General features: G+C 70.8%; 17 protein-coding genes and 1 pseudogene. 12 read left to right on the top strand and 6 right to left on the bottom strand.

The annotated features are described in order from the left end of the window. Positions 1–2: 2 nt before the first annotated feature. Positions 3–1253: an ATP-grasp domain-containing protein gene (locus AB5J55_RS03665; RefSeq protein WP_369269252.1), complete on the bottom strand. Its 1251-nt coding sequence runs from the start codon at positions 1251–1253 to the stop codon at positions 3–5. A gap of 217 nt (positions 1254–1470) precedes the next feature. Here AB5J55_RS03665 and AB5J55_RS03660 point away from each other — a divergent pair, with 217 nt between their 5' ends. From AB5J55_RS03660 to AB5J55_RS03650, 3 genes are all read left to right on the top strand, one after another. Then, the gene (locus AB5J55_RS03660) at positions 1471–2910 is read left to right on the top strand and encodes a coproporphyrinogen-III oxidase family protein (RefSeq protein ID WP_369269251.1); all 1440 of its coding nucleotides are present in this window, start codon (positions 1471–1473) and stop codon (positions 2908–2910) included. After that, positions 2907–3974, top strand: a complete 1068-nt coding sequence (locus tag AB5J55_RS03655; RefSeq protein ID WP_369269250.1) for a DUF1152 domain-containing protein — start codon at positions 2907–2909, stop codon at positions 3972–3974. Before AB5J55_RS03660 ends, AB5J55_RS03655 begins: the two co-directional genes overlap by 4 nt. Before the next feature lie 301 nt (positions 3975–4275). Continuing rightward, positions 4276–5898 (top strand): sigma-70 family RNA polymerase sigma factor, encoded by a 1623-nt coding sequence (locus AB5J55_RS03650; RefSeq protein WP_369269249.1) that lies wholly within the window; start codon positions 4276–4278, stop codon positions 5896–5898. 15 nt (positions 5899–5913) lie between these two features. On the opposite strand, the gene AB5J55_RS03645 is transcribed toward AB5J55_RS03650, so the two are convergent. Both AB5J55_RS03645 and AB5J55_RS03640 read right to left on the bottom strand, forming a co-directional pair. After that, positions 5914–6009, bottom strand: coding sequence for a hypothetical protein (locus AB5J55_RS03645; RefSeq protein ID WP_369269248.1), 96 nt, complete (start codon positions 6007–6009; stop codon positions 5914–5916). 68 nt (positions 6010–6077) lie between these two features. Next, a pseudogene (locus AB5J55_RS03640) lies at positions 6078–6338 on the bottom strand (aldehyde dehydrogenase family protein); the annotation flags it as partial. Between the two features lie 367 nt (positions 6339–6705). On the opposite strand from AB5J55_RS03640, the gene AB5J55_RS03635 reads away from it, so the two are divergent. The 9 genes from AB5J55_RS03635 (at position 6706) to hypA (ending at position 13556) form a co-directional block, all read left to right on the top strand. After that, complete coding sequence (locus AB5J55_RS03635; protein ID WP_369276080.1) at positions 6706–6981, top strand: TetR family transcriptional regulator C-terminal domain-containing protein; 276 nt, start codon at positions 6706–6708, stop codon at positions 6979–6981. Positions 6982–7090: 109 nt separating this feature from the next. Further along, complete coding sequence (locus AB5J55_RS03630; protein WP_369269247.1) at positions 7091–8602, top strand: hypothetical protein; 1512 nt, start codon at positions 7091–7093, stop codon at positions 8600–8602. A gap of 1 nt (position 8603) precedes the next feature. Then, on the top strand, positions 8604–9692 hold the full coding sequence (locus AB5J55_RS03625; RefSeq protein WP_369269246.1) for a hydrogenase expression protein HypE: 1089 nt from the start codon (positions 8604–8606) through the stop codon (positions 9690–9692). 88 nt (positions 9693–9780) lie between these two features. Beyond that, positions 9781–11574, top strand: a complete 1794-nt coding sequence (locus tag AB5J55_RS03620) for a nickel-dependent hydrogenase large subunit (protein ID WP_369269245.1) — start codon at positions 9781–9783, stop codon at positions 11572–11574. After that, positions 11567–12127 (top strand): NifU family protein, encoded by a 561-nt coding sequence (locus tag AB5J55_RS03615; protein WP_369269244.1) that lies wholly within the window; start codon positions 11567–11569, stop codon positions 12125–12127. Before AB5J55_RS03620 ends, AB5J55_RS03615 begins: the two co-directional genes overlap by 8 nt. Continuing rightward, positions 12124–12720, top strand: a complete 597-nt coding sequence (locus AB5J55_RS03610) for a DUF5947 family protein (protein WP_369269243.1) — start codon at positions 12124–12126, stop codon at positions 12718–12720. Before AB5J55_RS03615 ends, AB5J55_RS03610 begins: the two co-directional genes overlap by 4 nt. Positions 12721–12762: 42 nt before the next feature. Then, positions 12763–12969, top strand: coding sequence for a hypothetical protein (locus AB5J55_RS03605; protein ID WP_369269242.1), 207 nt, complete (start codon positions 12763–12765; stop codon positions 12967–12969). Positions 12970–13042: 73 nt separating this feature from the next. Further along, positions 13043–13192: a hypothetical protein gene (locus tag AB5J55_RS03600; protein WP_369269241.1), complete on the top strand. Its 150-nt coding sequence runs from the start codon at positions 13043–13045 to the stop codon at positions 13190–13192. A 7-nt stretch (positions 13193–13199) separates the two neighbouring features. Beyond that, a complete protein-coding gene (gene hypA / locus AB5J55_RS03595; protein WP_369269240.1) occupies positions 13200–13556 on the top strand; it encodes a hydrogenase maturation nickel metallochaperone HypA in 357 nt (118 codons plus the stop codon). Positions 13557–13611: 55 nt separating this feature from the next. Here the strand turns inward: hypA and hypE are convergent, their stop codons facing one another. Genes hypE through AB5J55_RS03580 form a run of 3 tightly spaced genes read right to left on the bottom strand, consistent with a single transcriptional unit; the run spans position 13612 to position 16134 of the window. After that, entirely contained in the window at positions 13612–14682 is a 1071-nt protein-coding gene (gene hypE / locus AB5J55_RS03590) for a hydrogenase expression/formation protein HypE (RefSeq protein WP_369269239.1), read from the bottom strand. Next, positions 14675–15817 carry a hydrogenase formation protein HypD gene (hypD, locus tag AB5J55_RS03585; RefSeq protein WP_369269238.1) on the bottom strand — a complete coding sequence of 381 codons (1143 nt, stop codon included), beginning with the start codon at positions 15815–15817 and terminating at the stop codon, positions 14675–14677. The genes hypE and hypD overlap by 8 nt, the downstream gene beginning before the upstream one ends. After that, positions 15814–16134 carry a HypC/HybG/HupF family hydrogenase formation chaperone gene (locus AB5J55_RS03580; protein WP_369269237.1) on the bottom strand — a complete coding sequence of 107 codons (321 nt, stop codon included), beginning with the start codon at positions 16132–16134 and terminating at the stop codon, positions 15814–15816. Before AB5J55_RS03580 ends, hypD begins: the two co-directional genes overlap by 4 nt.

The raw sequence follows: 16134 nt of genomic DNA, 5'->3' as shown, positions 1-16134 counted from the left end.
GGTCAGCTCACTTTCACCAGGGAATCGGCGATCACTTGGCCGGCCAGGCGGCGGGCCTCGTCGACGGACGCGGCGCGCGCCACGACGTGCCCGACCCGGCCGGAACTGTCCGCCGGTTCGGACACCCGTTGTCCGGGACGAATGTCGATGTGGCTGTGGGTGCCGGGCACGGCGGGGATGAGGACGTCCTCCACCACCCCCGCCCGGTCGGGCAGCAGAAAGCGCAGCGCGGCCGCCTCGTCGCGGGTCGGCGCGATGTGCGGCAGCCGCCCGGTGACGGCCTGCAGATAGGCGGCCGCTTCACTGACGCCGGTGGCGGCCTCGACGATCTCGCAGATGTTGTCGCCGGGCAGCCGGGCGCCGGTCTCGATGACGACCGGCCTGCCGCCGGGAGGGATCTTCACCTCGGTGTGGGCGATGCCGTTGCGCACCCCGACGGCGAGGGCGGCACGCGCGGCGGTGTCCTGGATCGCCCGTACCGTGCGCGGGTCGAGTCCGGCGGGGCAGGAGTGCCCGGTCTCCACGCGGTAGGTGCCGGCCGTGGTGTCCTTGCGGACCACGGGCAGCGGATAGGGCACTCCCTCGTGCACGACCGTGTCGGCGGAGAACTCCTCGCCGGGCACATAGCTCTGCAGCAACAGGCGTGAGTCCAGCGGCAGACCGTGCGGCTCGGCGCGGGTGAACCGCCCGGCGGCGGCCACCGCGGCGTCGAGGCCGTCCGGGCCCGCCACCACGCTCACGCCCCAGGAGCCGCCCTGCTCTGCCGGCTTGACGACCAGCGGCCACCCCAGCCTGCCGGAGGCGGCGACAGCGTGGGCCTGCTCGGCGCCGGTGACCACCGCCCCCGCGGGGGCCGCCACGCCCGCCTCGCGGAACGCCTCGGCCATGACGATCTTGTTGCGGGCGGCCTTGGCGCGCAGCGGATCGTTGCCCGGCAGCCCGAGGCGCGCGGCGAGCAGGGCGGCCAGCGGGGTCAGCAACTCCCAGCAGACCGCGACTCCTGCGATGCGTTGCTCCCGGCAGAACACCTCCATGTCGTCCAACGCACGCTTGGTGTCGGCCAGTTCGGTCAGGCACACCCCGGCGAGGCCGCGGGTCAGCCACGGTTCGTAGCCGGCGTGCACCCGCTCGTCGGTGGCCGCGTACAGCCGTATGCCCAAGCGGGCGGCGGCCTCCGCGAGGAAGCGTCCCGCATTGCCCATCGGCTCGATCACCATCACGCCGGTCACGCCCGGCTCGTCGCTGCTGTCCACGAACCCAGTGGATCGTCCTCGGCGGCGCACCGTCCATCGGGCTGTTCTCTGAAAACAACTTGCTGATGACAGGCCTGAGTTGGCCGAAGCCACAACGATGACGCCCCGTCAGCATGCGGGAGTTGGTGCACAACACCGATAGCTTCAACAAAATGTTGCGTGTTCGGATCGGGGTGCAAGGTCAACCGAACGGCATGGTGCGAAGGAGTCATCCATCGTGAACAGCCCGCACGACCAGCTCGCCGAGTACATCCAGCAGGGCGTCATACCCCCCTACCAGTACTCGTATCCGCCCCGCTCCACCTACCGGCCGCTCGACGAGGGCGCCTGGGACATCCACGACGTGTGGGCGCGGGACCTGGCCAACCACCCGGTCCCCGAACTCAACCTGTATCTGCACGTCCCGTTCTGCCGCTACAAATGCGGGTTCTGCAACCTCTACACGGTCATCTCCACCGACGAGGACCTGTACGACGCCTACACCGACGCGCTCTGTACGCAGCTCCGCGACCACGCGGAGGTCATCCGGGCGCGCCGGCTGCGGACCGTCTACATCGGTGGCGGCACGCCCGCGCTGCTGTCGACCCGGCACTTCGAGCAGATCTTCACCACCCTCGGCGAGATCTACCCCAACTGGCGTTCCACCGTCGAGGAAGTCGCCCTGGAGGCCACACCGGACTCCATCGTCGCCGACCCCGACGGCTTCGGGCGGCTACTCGACATGGGCCTGACGCGCGCCAACATCGGCATCCAGTCGCTGGTCCCGCAGGAGATCCGCGAGGCGGGGCGGGGTCAGGCGGGCGAGGACGTCATCCGCCGGGCCGTCGAGATCGTCCACGAGCGCGGACTGCCGGACCTGTCGACGGACCTGATCATGGGGTTCGCCGGGCAGACCCCCGAGACCTGGCGTCACTCGGTGGACGAGCTGGCGAAGCTCGCGCCGACGACGATCTCCACCTATTTCCTCACGGTGCGACCGGACGCGTGGTTCTCCCGGACCGGTGCATACCAGTACATGTGGAAGCCGGAGCTGTACGAGCGTTACGACTACGCCCGTGAGGTGTTCACCGCCCACGGATACGTCCAGGAGGGCTCCGTCCGCTACAAGAAGCCCGGCCGCGGCGGCTATGTGCAGAAGGTGCTCACCTTCCACGGCGTGCCCCTGCTCGGCCTCGGTGTCGGCGCCCGCTCCTACAGCTCCGTCCTCGACTACATGACCGGCAGCGTCAAGCCGTCCCTGAGCGAGGTCGCCGACTACATCGACAACGCCAGGGCCCACCGCCTGCAGCCCACGACGGGGTTCGCCCTCACCCCGGAGGAGATCGTCCGCAAACGGCTCGTGCTCGACACCTTCGACCTCGATCTGTCCGAACTCGACCGCTTCGGCCTGGACGCAATTGCTCCCGAAGTGGACCAAATCCTCGATGCAGCCCAGGCCAACGGGCTGATCCACCGCGTCGGCCCGCGCCGCGTCCAGCTCACACCCAAGGGCTTCAAGTACCGCGACATCCTGTCCTGGATGTTCTACTCCGACCACGTCAAGAAGCTCGACCGCGAGTACTACGAGGGCCTCCACGAGGCCAACACGCGGGCCCGCAAGAACATGGGTACGCCGGTGCGCATCACCGGGATCGGCACCGCACGGGAGACGGTGTGAGCGACCTGTTCATCGCCGCGGGCGGCGGCGGGGATCCCGTGGGCACCGCGATCACCGCGGCGACCGTGGGCCGCGTCCTCACCGGCACACCCCTCGGCGATGCCGCGATCGCCACCTACGCCTGGGAACGCCTCGAAGTCGACCCCACCTCCGGCCCGCTCGGGGTCGTGCACTTCGCCGACCTCGCAGACCCTACGGGCATGCCGGTGATCGCCCCCACCACGCGGCCGATCCCGCCCGCCGGCTCCACGCTGCCCGCCCTGGCGGCCGACCTGCCGGCACGCCTGGCCCTGCTCGACCCATGGCAGGGGCTGTCGGCACTGGCCGAACAGATCCGTCGCCTCGCGGACACCGGATTCGACCACGTCCGCATCGTCGACGTCGGCGGCGACATCCTCGCGCACGGCGACGAGGACACCCTGTGCAGCCCCCTGGTGGACGCCCTGGTCCTGGCCGCCTGCCGGCTCGCCGGGGTACCCGCGACCGTCTACGTCGCCGGGCCGGGAGCCGACGGGGAGATCCCCCAGGCCGACGTGCTGGACCGGCTGGACGGCGACGCTCTCACCCCGCTCGTGCAGGACGTGGCCGCGGTCCGCGAAGCCCTGTCCTGGCACCCCTCGGAAGCCTCCGCCCTGTTCGCGGCGGCCGTCGACGGCGTACGCGGACCGATCCGTACGGTGAACCACCTCATCCCGCTCACGGACGCCTCCGCCCGCATCCACTCCACCACCCTGGACGATGCCCTGGCCCACAACACGGTCGCCGCCCACCTGCTCGGCGTACTGCCGCCGACCCTGGAGGCCGCCGCCGACCTCTCGGCCGAGCTCACGCAGATCCATGAGCTCGACCGAGAGCGCGTCGCGGCAGCGGAGCCGTCGGCACCCGCCCGAGCCGCGCTGCCCTGGACCGAACCGGCCGCATGGGAGGCGATACGTCACGCGGCGCAGGGCGCCCCGCATGTCACTCTCCGATTCGCCGCCCTCGCTCTCGGCTTGACCTGGCGTCAAATTCCGTCCCTACGTGCTCTGTTGGGCGCACAGGGTCCGGTGCTGGCCGTGGCCTGAGGCGGGCGCATGATTCGGCGTCGCAGCGCGTTGCGGCGCCGAATCGGCGGTACAGGTCACGGTATTTGATAACTCACCGGTATACGGCCGTACTCAACTGTCAAAACGCACCCAAACAGGGCACTCTCGGCAGGGAGTCGTGAAGGTTTTCAGGCCGATGTGACTTTCCCCATTGCGCCGCCCGAACGGTCCCGTGAGTCTCACGTGGAACATGCGTCCGAAGAACTGTTATCCCGGGCTCACCGATCGATCTCCCAAGTATCGGACAGCATCGTTCGGCGTCGAGGACAGGGAAGTTTTGATGAGTACAGAGCGCACTACGGAGTCGGTGGCACTGGTGATCGCTGCCCGCAGCGGCGAGCCGGCGGCTCAGGACGCCCTGGTCAGCGCCTACCTCCCGTTGGTCTACAACGTCGTGGGACGGGCGCTGAACGGCTCCGTCGACGTCGACGACGTCGTGCAGGACACGATGCTGCGAGCCCTCGACGCACTGGGCGGGCTGCGTGCTCCCGAGAACTTCCGTTCCTGGCTCGTCGCCATCGCGATGAATCAGGTGCGAGCGCACTGGCATGCCCGGCAGGCGGCGCCTGGCGGAGTCGAGGAGGCCGAGGATCTCGCGGACCCGGGAGCCGACTTCGTCGACCTGACCTTGATGCAGCTCCAGCTGTCCGGTCAGCGCATGGAGACCGCACGGGCGACCCGCTGGCTGGAGCCGGACGACCGGGGGCTGCTGTCGCTCTGGTGGCTGGAGTGCGCCGGAGAGCTGACGCGGGCCGAGGTCGCCGAGGCCCTGGAGCTGTCGCCGCAGCACGCGGCGGTCCGGGTGCAGCGGATGAAGGCCCAGCTGGAGGCGGCCCGCGTGGTGGTGCGGGCCCTCGACGCGCGGCCGCGCTGCGAGGAACTGCAGGGCCTGCTGGCCTCCTGGGACGGCCGGCCCTCGGCGCTGTGGCGCAAGCGAATAGCCCGGCATGCCCGTGGTTGCTCGCATTGTTCCGGTTTGTGGAGCGGGTTGATGCCCGCCGAGGGGCTGTTGGCCGGTCTGGCGCTGGTCGCCGCGGCACCCGCGCTGCTGGAGAGTGTGCTCTCCGCCGCCGGCGGTATGGCCTTGGTCGGCTCGGCGTCCCAGCTGAGCACGTCGGGAGGCCACGGCAGCTCGGGCCTGGGTGCCGGCGCCCGGTCTGCCGCCCGTACCGAGGCGCGTCGACGCCGCCGCATCCGCCGCCGGGCCGTCGGCGGCGCCGTTGTGGCGGCCTGCGTGGCGGGCGGCGCCCTGTGGTACTTCGACACGGACCCCGGGAACGGAACGGAGAAGGCGGCCGCCGCGCGGAACTCCGGCGCTCCCGCCGCCGAGCTCTCGGAGCCGAGCCCCCTCGAGACCTCCCCGTCGGCCTCGACGTCTCCGTCCCCGTCCGCCTCGCCCTCGAAGAAGGCGAGCCCCTCCAAGTCGCCCAGCCCGACGAAGAAGAGCGTGCCGGACCCCCGGCCCTCCACCAGGCCGACCCGGACCGCGTCCAGCACCCCGCAGACACAGGCGGCCCCGTCGGGTGCCGTCGCGCAGGTGGTCGCGCTGGTCAACGAGGAGCGGTCGGCCGCCGGCTGCGGTCCGCTGTCGCAGGACTCCCAGCTGAACCAGGCCGCGCTGCGCCACTCCGAGGACATGGACGCCCGCGACTTCTTCGACCACACCAACCCGGACGGCGCCGACCCCGGGCAGCGTGTCACCGCCGCGGGCTACACCTGGTCCACGTACGGGGAGAACATCGCCCAGGGCCAGCAGACGCCCGAGGCGGTGATGGACTCCTGGATGAACAGCCCGGGCCACCGTGCCAACATCCTCAACTGCTCTTTCAAGGACATCGGCGTGGGCATCCACAAGGCTTCCGGGGGCCCGTGGTGGACCCAGGTCTTCGGCGCCAAGCAGTGAGGCCGGAGCCGGCGGTCACAGCATGACGTGCTTGACCTGGGTGTAGTCGAGCAGGCCGGTCATGGAGAGGTCGCTGCCGTACCCGGAGTGGCCCACGCCGCCGTGCGGCATCTCCGACACCGTGGTGCCGTGGGTGTTGACCCAGGCGATGCCGGTCCGCAGCGCACGGCTCTTCGCCGGGCGAGGAGCGTGGCCGACGACGGCGTGGTGTCGGACGGTTTCAGGACGACCGTGTTGCCCGCGGCCGGCGCGGGGGCGATCTTCTACACGGCCATCATCAGCGGATAGTTCCACGGCGTGATCTGGGCGCAGAGGCCGACCGGCTCGCGCCGCAGCACGGAGGCGCGGCCCGGCGTGTACTCCGCGGCGGCAACGCCGGGCAAGTTGCGGGCGGCTCCGGCGAAGTACCGCAACACGTCCACGATCGCGGGCAGTTCGTCGTCCAGGAACAGAGCACGCGGTAGGTGCGCACGGCAGGCCGCCGCGACGACCCGCCCCGACCGGGTCGTCGGCCCGCGAGCGCATCCTGACCGCGGCGTGCGAGGTCATCGCCGGCATCGGGTTCGAGAAGATCCGGATGCGCATGGTCGCCGAGCGGGCCGGTGTGTCGACGGCGCTGCTGCACTACCCCTTCGACACGCGCGAGAAGCTGTTCACCGAGGCGATGACCCACTCCTTCGCCAACACGGCCGTCGACGTCGAACGTGACGCGGAAACGCCCCCGGCGGCGGTCATCCTGGCCCGCATCCTGCGCAACCTGCTGCCCACCGACCCCAGCTCCACGAGGACTGGCGGCTCTGGCAGGAACTGTGGGTCCGGGCGCTGCGCGACGACACCACGCGCGTCTTCGCCGTCGACCGGTACGCCTGGGTGGGCGATGCGGTACGCCGCGGTATCGCCTCCGGCGAGTTCACGCCGACCGACGTGGACGACCTCAGCACCCTCGTCCTGTCCCTCAGCGACGGCTACGGCATCCGCCTCATGCTGCGCGACCCGACCGTCACCCTCGACATGGCGCTCACCTCCATCTGGCGCCATGTCTCCACGCCTCTGGGCCGGCCGGCGACCGTGCCGACGGACTGAGCCTCCTACCCGAATGGCCCATCACCACTGCGCCGGAGGAGGCGAGGGTGGGTGAGTGGTGTGAGCGTGGTGGAAGGGATGCGCGTGCACACTGCGACGAGGAGGCGCGATGACGGCGGAGGGACGGGCCGAGGGCGGCACTGCGTGCGCTGACCCACGGGAGGACGCGGACCTGCCGCCGGGCCGGTCCGGAGGCGTCTTCGAGCAGGTGAGCGCGGTCGCCGACGCCGTCCTCTACGAGGGCTACCTCCTCTATCCCTACCGGCGCTCCTCGGCCAAGAACCGCGTCCGCTGGCAGTTCGGGGTGCTGTTCCCCCGGGAGTGGGTGGAGTCTGACGGTCCCGTCGCCCCCGGCATCTCCGGCTCCGCGGACTCCTGGTACCAGCAGACCGAGGGTCTGCTGAGGCTCCGGCAGCCCGGCGCGGCCGTACGGGTCCGGCTTCGCTGTCTGCAGATGCAGCGCAAGCAGGTCGAGGAAGCGGAACGGGACGGCGGACACCGCCCCGTCGAGTCGCTGCGCACCGACGACGGCACGACGCATCTGACCTTCGACGAGGCCGTACCGCGCGAGTTCGATGCCGTCATCCCACTGGACGAGCTCCTTCAGGGCGAACACACCGTTGCGGTGGCAGCACCGGCCGGGGTGGACGTCGAGCCCCTGCCGGGACACGCCGGGCGGGTGGTGCGGCGCCGCGAGGAGGTGCGGGCGAGCCTCAACGTCGCCGCCGAGCGCCTCGCGCCGTACCTCTGCCGGCTCCGGGTGCGCACCACGAACACGGGACCCGCGCCGGATCCGCGGACCCCGCGCGACGAGGCGCTGCGCCGAGCACTCATCGCCACGCACACCCTCATCGGCGGTGACGGCGTGGAGTTCGTCTCGCTGACCGATCCGCCCGCGGACCTGCGCGCCCATGCGAGCGCGTGCCGCAACGAGTTCACGTTCCCCGTGCTCGGCGGTGAGGCCGACGAGGTCGGACGCGTCCTGCTGTCCGCCCCGATCATCCTGCCCGACCACCCTCAGGTCGCCCCGGAGAGCCCCGGTGACCTGCACGACGCGGCGGAGATCGACGAGATCCTCACCCTGCGCACGATGCTGCTGACCGACGAGGAGAAGCAGGAGGCGCGCGCCACCGACCCGCGGGCCGCCGCGATCCTCGACCGGGTCGACACCATGCCTCAGGAAGTCTTCGAGCGGCTGCACGGCGCCGTGCGCTCCCTGACTCCGTCAGCCATCGCGACCACCGAGGCCACCCCGGTAACCCTGGCGACCCCGCCCGCCGAGCGTCCGGCCTGGTGGCAGGAGGGCGCCGACGACGGTCTCTCCCCGTCCACGGACACCGTGCTCGTGGACGGCGTACCCCTCGGAGCGGGCAGCCACGTGAGGCTCCGCCCAAGGGGTCGCGGCGCCGACGCCCAGGACATGTTCCTGGCCGGACGGACCGCCGAGGTCGCCGCCGTCTTCCACGACGTGGACGGCAGCGTGCACCTCGCCGTCACCGTCGACGGCGATCCCGCCGCCGAACTGCACAGCTGGTACGGCCGCTTCCACTACTTCCGGCCGGACGAACTCGAGCCACTGGAGCCCGCTCCATCCGAAACCCCCCGCAGCGGAGGCCGATGACATGGCAACCCACAGCAGTACCGCCGAGGTCAGCAAAGAACCCAGTCGAGCCGAGGACCGCGAGGGCTTCGACGAGATCACCATCCTCTGGATCTCCGAGGGCATGAGCTGCGACGGCGACACCGTCTCCCTCACCGCCGCCGACCAGCCCTCCATCGAGGACCTCGTCCTCGGTCTGATCCCGGGCCTGCCGAAGGTGAACCTGGTCAACAAGGTGCTCTCGCCCAGCCTGGGCGGCGAGGACTTCCTCGCTCCCTACCGGGCCGCCGCGCGGGGCGATTTGTCACCGTTCATCCTCGTTATCGAGGGCTCGATCCCCAACCAGAACATCATCGAGGGCGACGGCTACTGGACGTCCTTCGGCAACGACCCGGAGACCGGTGAGCCGCAGACCCTCAACTGGTGGATCGACCAACTGGCCCCCAAGGCCTGGGCGGTGGTGGCCGCCGGCACCTGCGCCACCTTCGGCGGCATCCACGCCATGTCCGGCAACCCGACCGGCTGCATGGGCCTCGCCGACTACCTCGGCTGGGACTACACCTCCCAGGGCGGCCTGCCGGTCGTCAACGTGCCCGGCTGCCCGATCCAGCCCGAGAACTTCATGGAGACCCTGGTCTGGGTCCTCTACCACGCGGCCGGCTCCGCGCCCCCGCCCCCGCTGGACCACATGCTGCGCCCGCAGTGGCTGTTCGGCAAGACGGTCCACGAGGGCTGCGACCGCGGCTCGTACTACGAGCAGGCCAACTTCGCCAAGGACTACAACTCGCCCAAGTGCCTCGTGAAGACGGGGTGTTGGGGACCGGTCGTCAACTGCAACGTGCCCAAGCGTGGCTGGATGGCCGGCATCGGCGGCTGCCCGAACGTCGGCGGCATCTGCATCGGCTGCACGATGCCCGGCTTCCCCGACGCGTTCATGCCGTTCATGGACGAGCCTCCGGGCGGCACGCTGTCGTCCCTGGTGATCAAGCCGTACGGGGCCGTCATCCGCCGACTGCGCGGCGTGACGAACGAGCTGGTCAACCATGAGCCCAGGTGGCGCCACAACAAGCGCAAGCTGACCAGCGGCTACGACCCGCACTGGCGCCCCTGATGGCACCCCGCGCGCAGGTCCCGAAGCCGCACGACCCCCACCTCACGACCCGCCCGCACATCACCGACAGCGAGGGGCAGCACCGCAGATGACCACCACCGAGGCCCGGTCCACGGAGCGCAAGCCGCCACAACTCGTGGACATGTCCTGGGATCCGATCACCCGGATCATCGGGAACCTGGGCATCTACACGAAGATCGACTTCGCCAACCGTGAAGTCGTGGAATGCCACAGCACCTCGTCGCTCTTCCGCGGCTACTCCGTGTTCATGAAGGGCAAGGACCCGCGCGACGCGGGCTTCATCACGTCCCGGATCTGCGGCATCTGCGGCGACAACCACACCACCTGCTCCGACTACGCCCAGCAGATGGCCTACGGCGTCAAGCCGCCCCCGCTGGCCGAGCACATCGTCAACCTCGGTGAAGCGGCCGAGTACATGTTCGACCACACGATCTTCCAGGACAACCTGGTCTTCGTGGACTTCTGCGAGGCGATGGTCAAGGCCACCAACCCCGGCCTGCTGGCCCGCGCGGAACGCACCGAAGCACCGCGCGGCGAGATCCACGGGTACCGCACGATCGCCGACATCATGAAGGCCTTCAACCCCTTCGAGGGCGAGGTCTACAAGGAGGCCCTGAAGGTCAGCCGGGTCACCCGTGAGATGTTCTGCCTGATGGAGGGGCGGCACGTCCACCCGTCCACGCTGTACCCGGGCGGCGTCGGCACGATGCCCCAGCCGACCGCCTTCACCGACTACCTCAGCCGGCTCATGCGGGTCATCGACTTCGTGAAGAAGGCCGTCGCCATGAACGACGACGTCTTCGACTTCTTCTACGAGGCACTGCCCGGCTACGAGGAGGTCGGCCGCCGCCGCGTCCTGCTGGGCTGCTGGGGCGCCTTCCAGAACCCCCAGACCGTCGACTACCGCTACGAGACGATGAATTCCTGGGGCAAGGACATGTACGTCACCCCCGGCATCATCGTCGACGGCGAACTGGTCACCAACAACCTCGTAGACATCAACCTCGGCCTGCGCATCATGCTCGGCAGCTCGTACTACGAGGACTGGGTGAACGAATCGCCCTTCGTCACGCACGACCCGCTCGGCAACCCCGTCGACATGCGCCACCCGTGGAACCAGACCACCGTCCCGGTGCCGCAGAAGCGCAACTTCGACGACAAGTACAGCTGGGTCATGAGCCCGCGCTGGTACGACAAGCGGACCGACCAGCACCTCGCCCTCGACACCGGCGGCGGCCCGCTCGCCCGGCTGTGGTCGACCGCGCTGAGCGGCCTGGTCGACACTCCGTACGTCAAGGCCACCGGCCACAGCGTGCGCATCTCCCTGCCCAAGGGCGAGTCCCTGCCGGAGACCACCCTGGAGTGGCGCATCCCGCAGTGGAGCAACACCATCGAACGCGACCGCGCCCGGCCCTACTTCGTGGCCTACGCGGCCGCCATGGCACTGCAGTTCCTGGAAGAGGCCATGGGGATGGTGCGGGCCGGCGAGACCAAGGTCTTCGAGAACTACGAGGTGCCCGACGAGGCGATCGGCTGCGGCTTCCACGAGGCGGTCCGAGGCGTCCTCTCGCACCACCTGGTGATCAAGGACAAGAAGATCGCCAACTACCACCCGTACCCGCCCACCCCGTGGAACGCCAGCCCCCGCGACATCTACGGCACCCCGGGTCCGTACGAGGACGCCGTCCAGGGCCAGCCCATCTTCGAGGAGAACGGGCCGGACGACTTCAAGGGCGTCGACATCATGCGCACGGTCCGCAGCTTCGACCCCTGTCTGCCGTGCGGTGTGCACATGTACGTCGGCAAGGGCAAGACGCTCACCACCCTGCACTCGCCGACGTACGGGGCGAACCATGGCTGAGGCCGGTGCCGCCCGGCTGGCGGACCCGGACGTGGAGGCCCGGCTCGCCCGGCTCGACGAGCTGCTGGCGGGCCTGGAGTCCGCGCCCGGCCCCACCACCCGCTCCGCGACCGAGGCGGTGGGACTGCTGACCGAGGTCTACGGCGAGGCGCTGGCCCGCGTCATGGACCACGCGGACGACCAGCTGGCCGAGCGCCTGGCCGACGACGAGTTGCTGGGCCACCTGCTGGTCCTGCACGACGTCCATCCCGAGCCCGCCGAGCGCCGGGCGGCCCGTGCGGTCGAACGGCTGCGGCCCGCCGTACAGGAGCGCGGCGGCGACGTGGAGTGGGCCGGTGTGGAGGGTCAGGTGGCCCGGGTGCGCATGACGTCGGGCGGCGGATGCGGCTCCGGTTGCGGTGCCGGTGCCATGGACGTCACCGACGCGGTCCGCGAGGCGGTGCTCGCCGTGGCACCCGAACTGACGGCGGTGGAGCCGCTCACCGCGGCTGCTCCCGCAGCCCCGCCCGCGTTCGTACCGCTCGCCACGCTGACGCACCGGGGCGCACGGTGACCACCGACGGAGCCCTGGCCCGCCTCATCCGCTCCTCGGCCGACCGCACCGCGGCGGCCGGGGCGGAGGCGTGCGACCTGTGCGCCGCGCCGGTGCCGGACGAGCACGCGCACCTGTACGACACCGGGCAGGACGAGGTGCGGTGCGTCTGCGGCCCCTGCTCGGTGCTGTTCGCCGGGGCCGGCGCGGGCGACGGCCACTACCGGCTGGTGCCCCGGCGCCGGCTCCGGCTGCCCAAGGTCGACACGGCGGCGCTGGGCGTACCCGTCGGCCTGGTCTTCTTCGTGCCCCGCGCGGACGGCACCGTCACCGCGCAGGGCCCCAGCCCGGCCGGTGCCATGCGGTGGGAGGTGGACGCGGCGGCCTGGATCGGGCTCGCCGAGACGTGTCCGCAGCTCGCCACCGTGGAACCCGAGGTGGAGGCGTTGCTGGTGAACACCGTCCACGGCCTCGACCACCACTGGATCGTGCCGATCGACGACTGCTACCGGATGGTCGCCGTCGTACGCCGGGAATGGCGCGGCCTGTCCGGCGGCGGCCAGGTCTGGCCGGCCGTCGAGCGGTTCTTCGAGGACCTCACCGAGCGGTCCTGAGCACGTACTCCGCAGGTCGGAGGCGAGGAAGGAGATCACCCCATGGGCAGCATCAGAGTGGGCCGGGCCCAGGCGAAGCCCGACACCCCCGGGCACGTGGCCGGCATGCACCAGGGCAACCGGGGGCGGTACAAGGACCAGAAGGGCCACCACGAGGACGGCACCGCCGACGCGCGCCGTTCCACCGGGATCCATTGGAAACGGCATGACGCGCTCGTGGAGACCATGCCGAACATCCCACCGGGATGAGAGACAGCAGGGAGTCGCCGCAATGAAGGTCCAACGAGCACGGTGGTCGGCTGCCACGGGCAGACGAGCCGGGATGAGCGGACAGCGCGTGCTGATGGCCGAGGCCGCCTTGGCGGGCGGCGTGGTCCTCGCCCTGCTGGCCTGGGAATGGCCCAGCCTCAGGCGGGAGGCGCGGATCTGGCGGATGGCCGGCGGGTTCCGCGCCGGCCGCCGGTACCCGTGAGCCGGTTGTGCACGAACTGTCGATCGCGACCGCGATCATCGAGAGGGCCGGTGAGCTGGCCCGGACGGACGGAACCGAATCCGTCTCGGCGGTGACCGTCCGGGTCGGTGAACTGGCGGGCGTCGTCCCCGACGCCCTGGATTTCGCCTTCGAGGTGGCCCGCGACGGCACCCCCCTCGCCGAGGCGCGGCTCGTGGTCGAGCAGATCCCCGCGCAGGCCTGGTGCGGCCCGTGCGCCGAGGAGTTCCCGGTGGGCATGCCCCCGTTCTTCTGGTGCCCGCGCTGCGACGAGCCCTCCACGGACCTGCGCAGCGGCCGGGAACTGGAGATCGCCGGGATCGAGCCGTCACCGGCCTCGGCATAGCGTGCGTGGGCCCCGCCGAACACGCTCGGCGGGGCCCACGCACGTCCGGACCTGATCAGCAGATCCGCGGCAACTGCTCACCCAGCGGCAGATCCACCACCCGGGTCCCGCCGAGCCCCGTCGCGACCACCACCATCCCGGGGTGGTCGGCGACGCACTCGCCGATCAGAGTGGCCCCGGCGCCCTGCGGGTGGGCGCGCATCGCCGCGAGGACGTCCTCCGCCGCCGACGGGGGCACGAAGGCGACCAGCCGGCCCTCGTTGGCCACGTAGAGCGGGTCGAGCCCCAGGAAGCCACAGGCGTTCGCCACCGCGTCCGGCACCGGAATGGCCCGCTCCGTCAGCCGGACACCGGTTCCGGAAGCGCGGGCGATCTCGTTCAGGGAAGCGGCGAGGCCGCCCCTGGTGGGGTCGCGCAGCACATGGATGTCCGGAGTGACCGCCAGCATGGCCGCGACCAGACCAGCGAGCGGCGCGGTGTCGCTGGCCACCTCCACCCCGAACTCCAGGCCCTCGCGCACGCTCATGATCGCCACGCCGTGCAGGCCGATCGGCCCGCTGACGATGACGGCGTCACCGGGTCGTGCACGCTGGGGCCGGATGTCCACCCCGTCGGGCACGAGTCCCACGCCGGCGGTCGTGACGTACACGCCGTCGCCGTGCCCGGACTCCACCACCTTGGTGTCACCTGTGGCGATCGTGACCCCGGCGGCCTCGGCCGCCGCGCCCATGGCCCGCGCGATCCGCTCGACCACGGCCAGCTCCACGCCCTCCTCCAGCACGAAGGCGGCGGAGAGATACGCGGGCCTGGCACCGCTCATCGCCAGATCGTTGACGGTGCCGTTGACCGCGAGGTCGCCGAGGCTGCCGCCGGGGAAGAACAGCGGCCTGACCACGTAGGAGTCGGTGGAGAACGCCAGGCGGGCGCCGCCCAGTTCGAGGACGGCGGAGTCCGCGAGCCCGGCCAGCGTGGCGTTGCCGTAGGCGGGGGTGAAGATCTGCTCCATCAGCTCCGCCGACAGCGCACCGCCGCCGCCGTGCCCCATCACCACGACCCCCTGGTCGCGCAGTGGGGCGGGGCAGGACCAGTTGGCCGGGTCGACCGTCTCGGCGAGTTGTTCAGGCAACGGGGTTCATCTCCTCCCGCGCGGCCCGGTCGGCCTGCGGAGTCGGGGCGTTCATGCGGCGGTACAGGTAGTAGGCCGCGCAGGCACCCTCGCTGGAGACCATGGTGGCGCCGAGCGGCGTGCGCGGAGTGCAGGTGGTGCCGAACGCGGCGCACTCGGTCGGCTTGATCAGCCCCTGGAGGACCTCGCCGCTGCGACACTCGGCGGGCTCCTCGGTACGGATGCCGGTGACGTCGAAGCGGTGCTCCGCGTCGTACGCCCGGAAGGCGTCGGTCAGCCGCCAGCCGCTCAGCGGGATGCGCCCGATGCCGCGCCAGTTCCGGTCGGTGACCTCGAACACCTCCTCGATCATGCGCACGGCGGCCGGATTGCCCTCCTCGCGCACGGCACGCGGATACGCGTTCTCCACCCGGTGCTCACCGCGCTCCAGCTGGCGCACCGCCAGGCGGATGCCCTCCAGGATGTCCAGCGGTTCGAAGCCGGTCACCACCATCGGAACGCCGAACCGCTCGGCGAGCCCCGGGTACTCGGACGTCCCCATCACGCTGCACACATGCCCGGCGGCCAGGAACCCCTGCACCCGGCACTCGGGCGCCGTCATGATCGCCTCGATCGCCGGGGGGACCCGCACATGCGACACCAGCAGGCTGAAGTTGGTCAGGCCCAGACGACGCGCCTGGTGCACGGCCATCGCGTTGGCGGGGGCGGTGGTCTCGAAGCCGATGGCGAAGAACACCACCTCCCGGTCCGGGTTGCGGCGGGCCAGCTCCAGTGCGTCGAGCGGTGAGTAGACCACGCGTACGTCGCCGCCCTCGCCCTTGACCCGGAACAGGTCGCGGTCGGTGCCCGGTACCCGGAGCATGTCGCCGAAGGAGCAGAAGATCACCTCGGGCCGAGAGGCGATCTCCAGCGCCTTGTCGATGACCTCCAGCGGCGTGACACAGACGGGGCAGCCGGGGCCGTGGATCAACTCCACCTTCTCGGGCAGCAGTTGGTCGATGCCGTGCCGGATGATCGAGTGGGTCTGCCCCCCGCACACCTCCATCAGGGCCCAGGGCCGGGTGGCGGTGGCGCGGATCTCGTCCAGCAGCCGCCGGGCGAGATCGGGGTCGTTGAACTCGTCGATGTACTTCACCGGGCCTCACTCCCGCTGTCCTGGCGCTCCGTCACCGCGGCGCCGCCCGCCTCCTTGGCCGCCTGCTCCCAGGCGTCCCCGAACTCCTCCTCCAGCAGCCCCAGTTCCTCGAAGAGCTTCAGGGAGGCCAGCGCCGACTCCTCGTCCAGGCGCTGGAGCGCGAAGCCGACGTGCACGATGACGTACTCACCCACCCGCACGTCGCTCACGTACTCCAGACACGCCTCTTTCTGCACCCCACCGAAGTCGATCAGCCCGGTGAGCGGATCCGCGGTGTCGTCGATGGACACGACCTTGCCGGGCACTGCCAAGCACAT

Source organism: Streptomyces sp. R11 (genome assembly GCF_041051905.1).
In the GTDB taxonomy this organism is placed as follows: Bacteria; Actinomycetota; Actinomycetes; order Streptomycetales; family Streptomycetaceae; genus Streptomyces.
This window is presented reverse-complemented; position numbering and strand designations above follow the sequence as displayed.

What these genes read in the sequence shown, in the direction of transcription:
- AB5J55_RS03650 (WP_369269249.1), top strand. Translation starts at nt 4,276, where the DNA reads ATGAGTACAGAGCGCACTACGGAGTCGGTGGCACTGGTGATCGCTGCC.
- AB5J55_RS03645 (WP_369269248.1), bottom strand. Translation starts at nt 6,009, where the DNA reads ATGCCGCACGGCGGCGTGGGCCACTCCGGGTACGGCAGCGACCTCTCC.
- AB5J55_RS03630 (WP_369269247.1), top strand. Translation starts at nt 7,091, where the DNA reads ATGACGGCGGAGGGACGGGCCGAGGGCGGCACTGCGTGCGCTGACCCA.
- AB5J55_RS03625 (WP_369269246.1), top strand. Translation starts at nt 8,604, where the DNA reads ATGGCAACCCACAGCAGTACCGCCGAGGTCAGCAAAGAACCCAGTCGA.
- AB5J55_RS03620 (WP_369269245.1), top strand. Translation starts at nt 9,781, where the DNA reads ATGACCACCACCGAGGCCCGGTCCACGGAGCGCAAGCCGCCACAACTC.
- AB5J55_RS03615 (WP_369269244.1), top strand. Translation starts at nt 11,567, where the DNA reads ATGGCTGAGGCCGGTGCCGCCCGGCTGGCGGACCCGGACGTGGAGGCC.
- AB5J55_RS03605 (WP_369269242.1), top strand. Translation starts at nt 12,763, where the DNA reads ATGGGCAGCATCAGAGTGGGCCGGGCCCAGGCGAAGCCCGACACCCCC.
- AB5J55_RS03600 (WP_369269241.1), top strand. Translation starts at nt 13,043, where the DNA reads ATGAGCGGACAGCGCGTGCTGATGGCCGAGGCCGCCTTGGCGGGCGGC.
- AB5J55_RS03580 (WP_369269237.1), bottom strand. Translation starts at nt 16,134, where the DNA reads ATGTGCTTGGCAGTGCCCGGCAAGGTCGTGTCCATCGACGACACCGCG.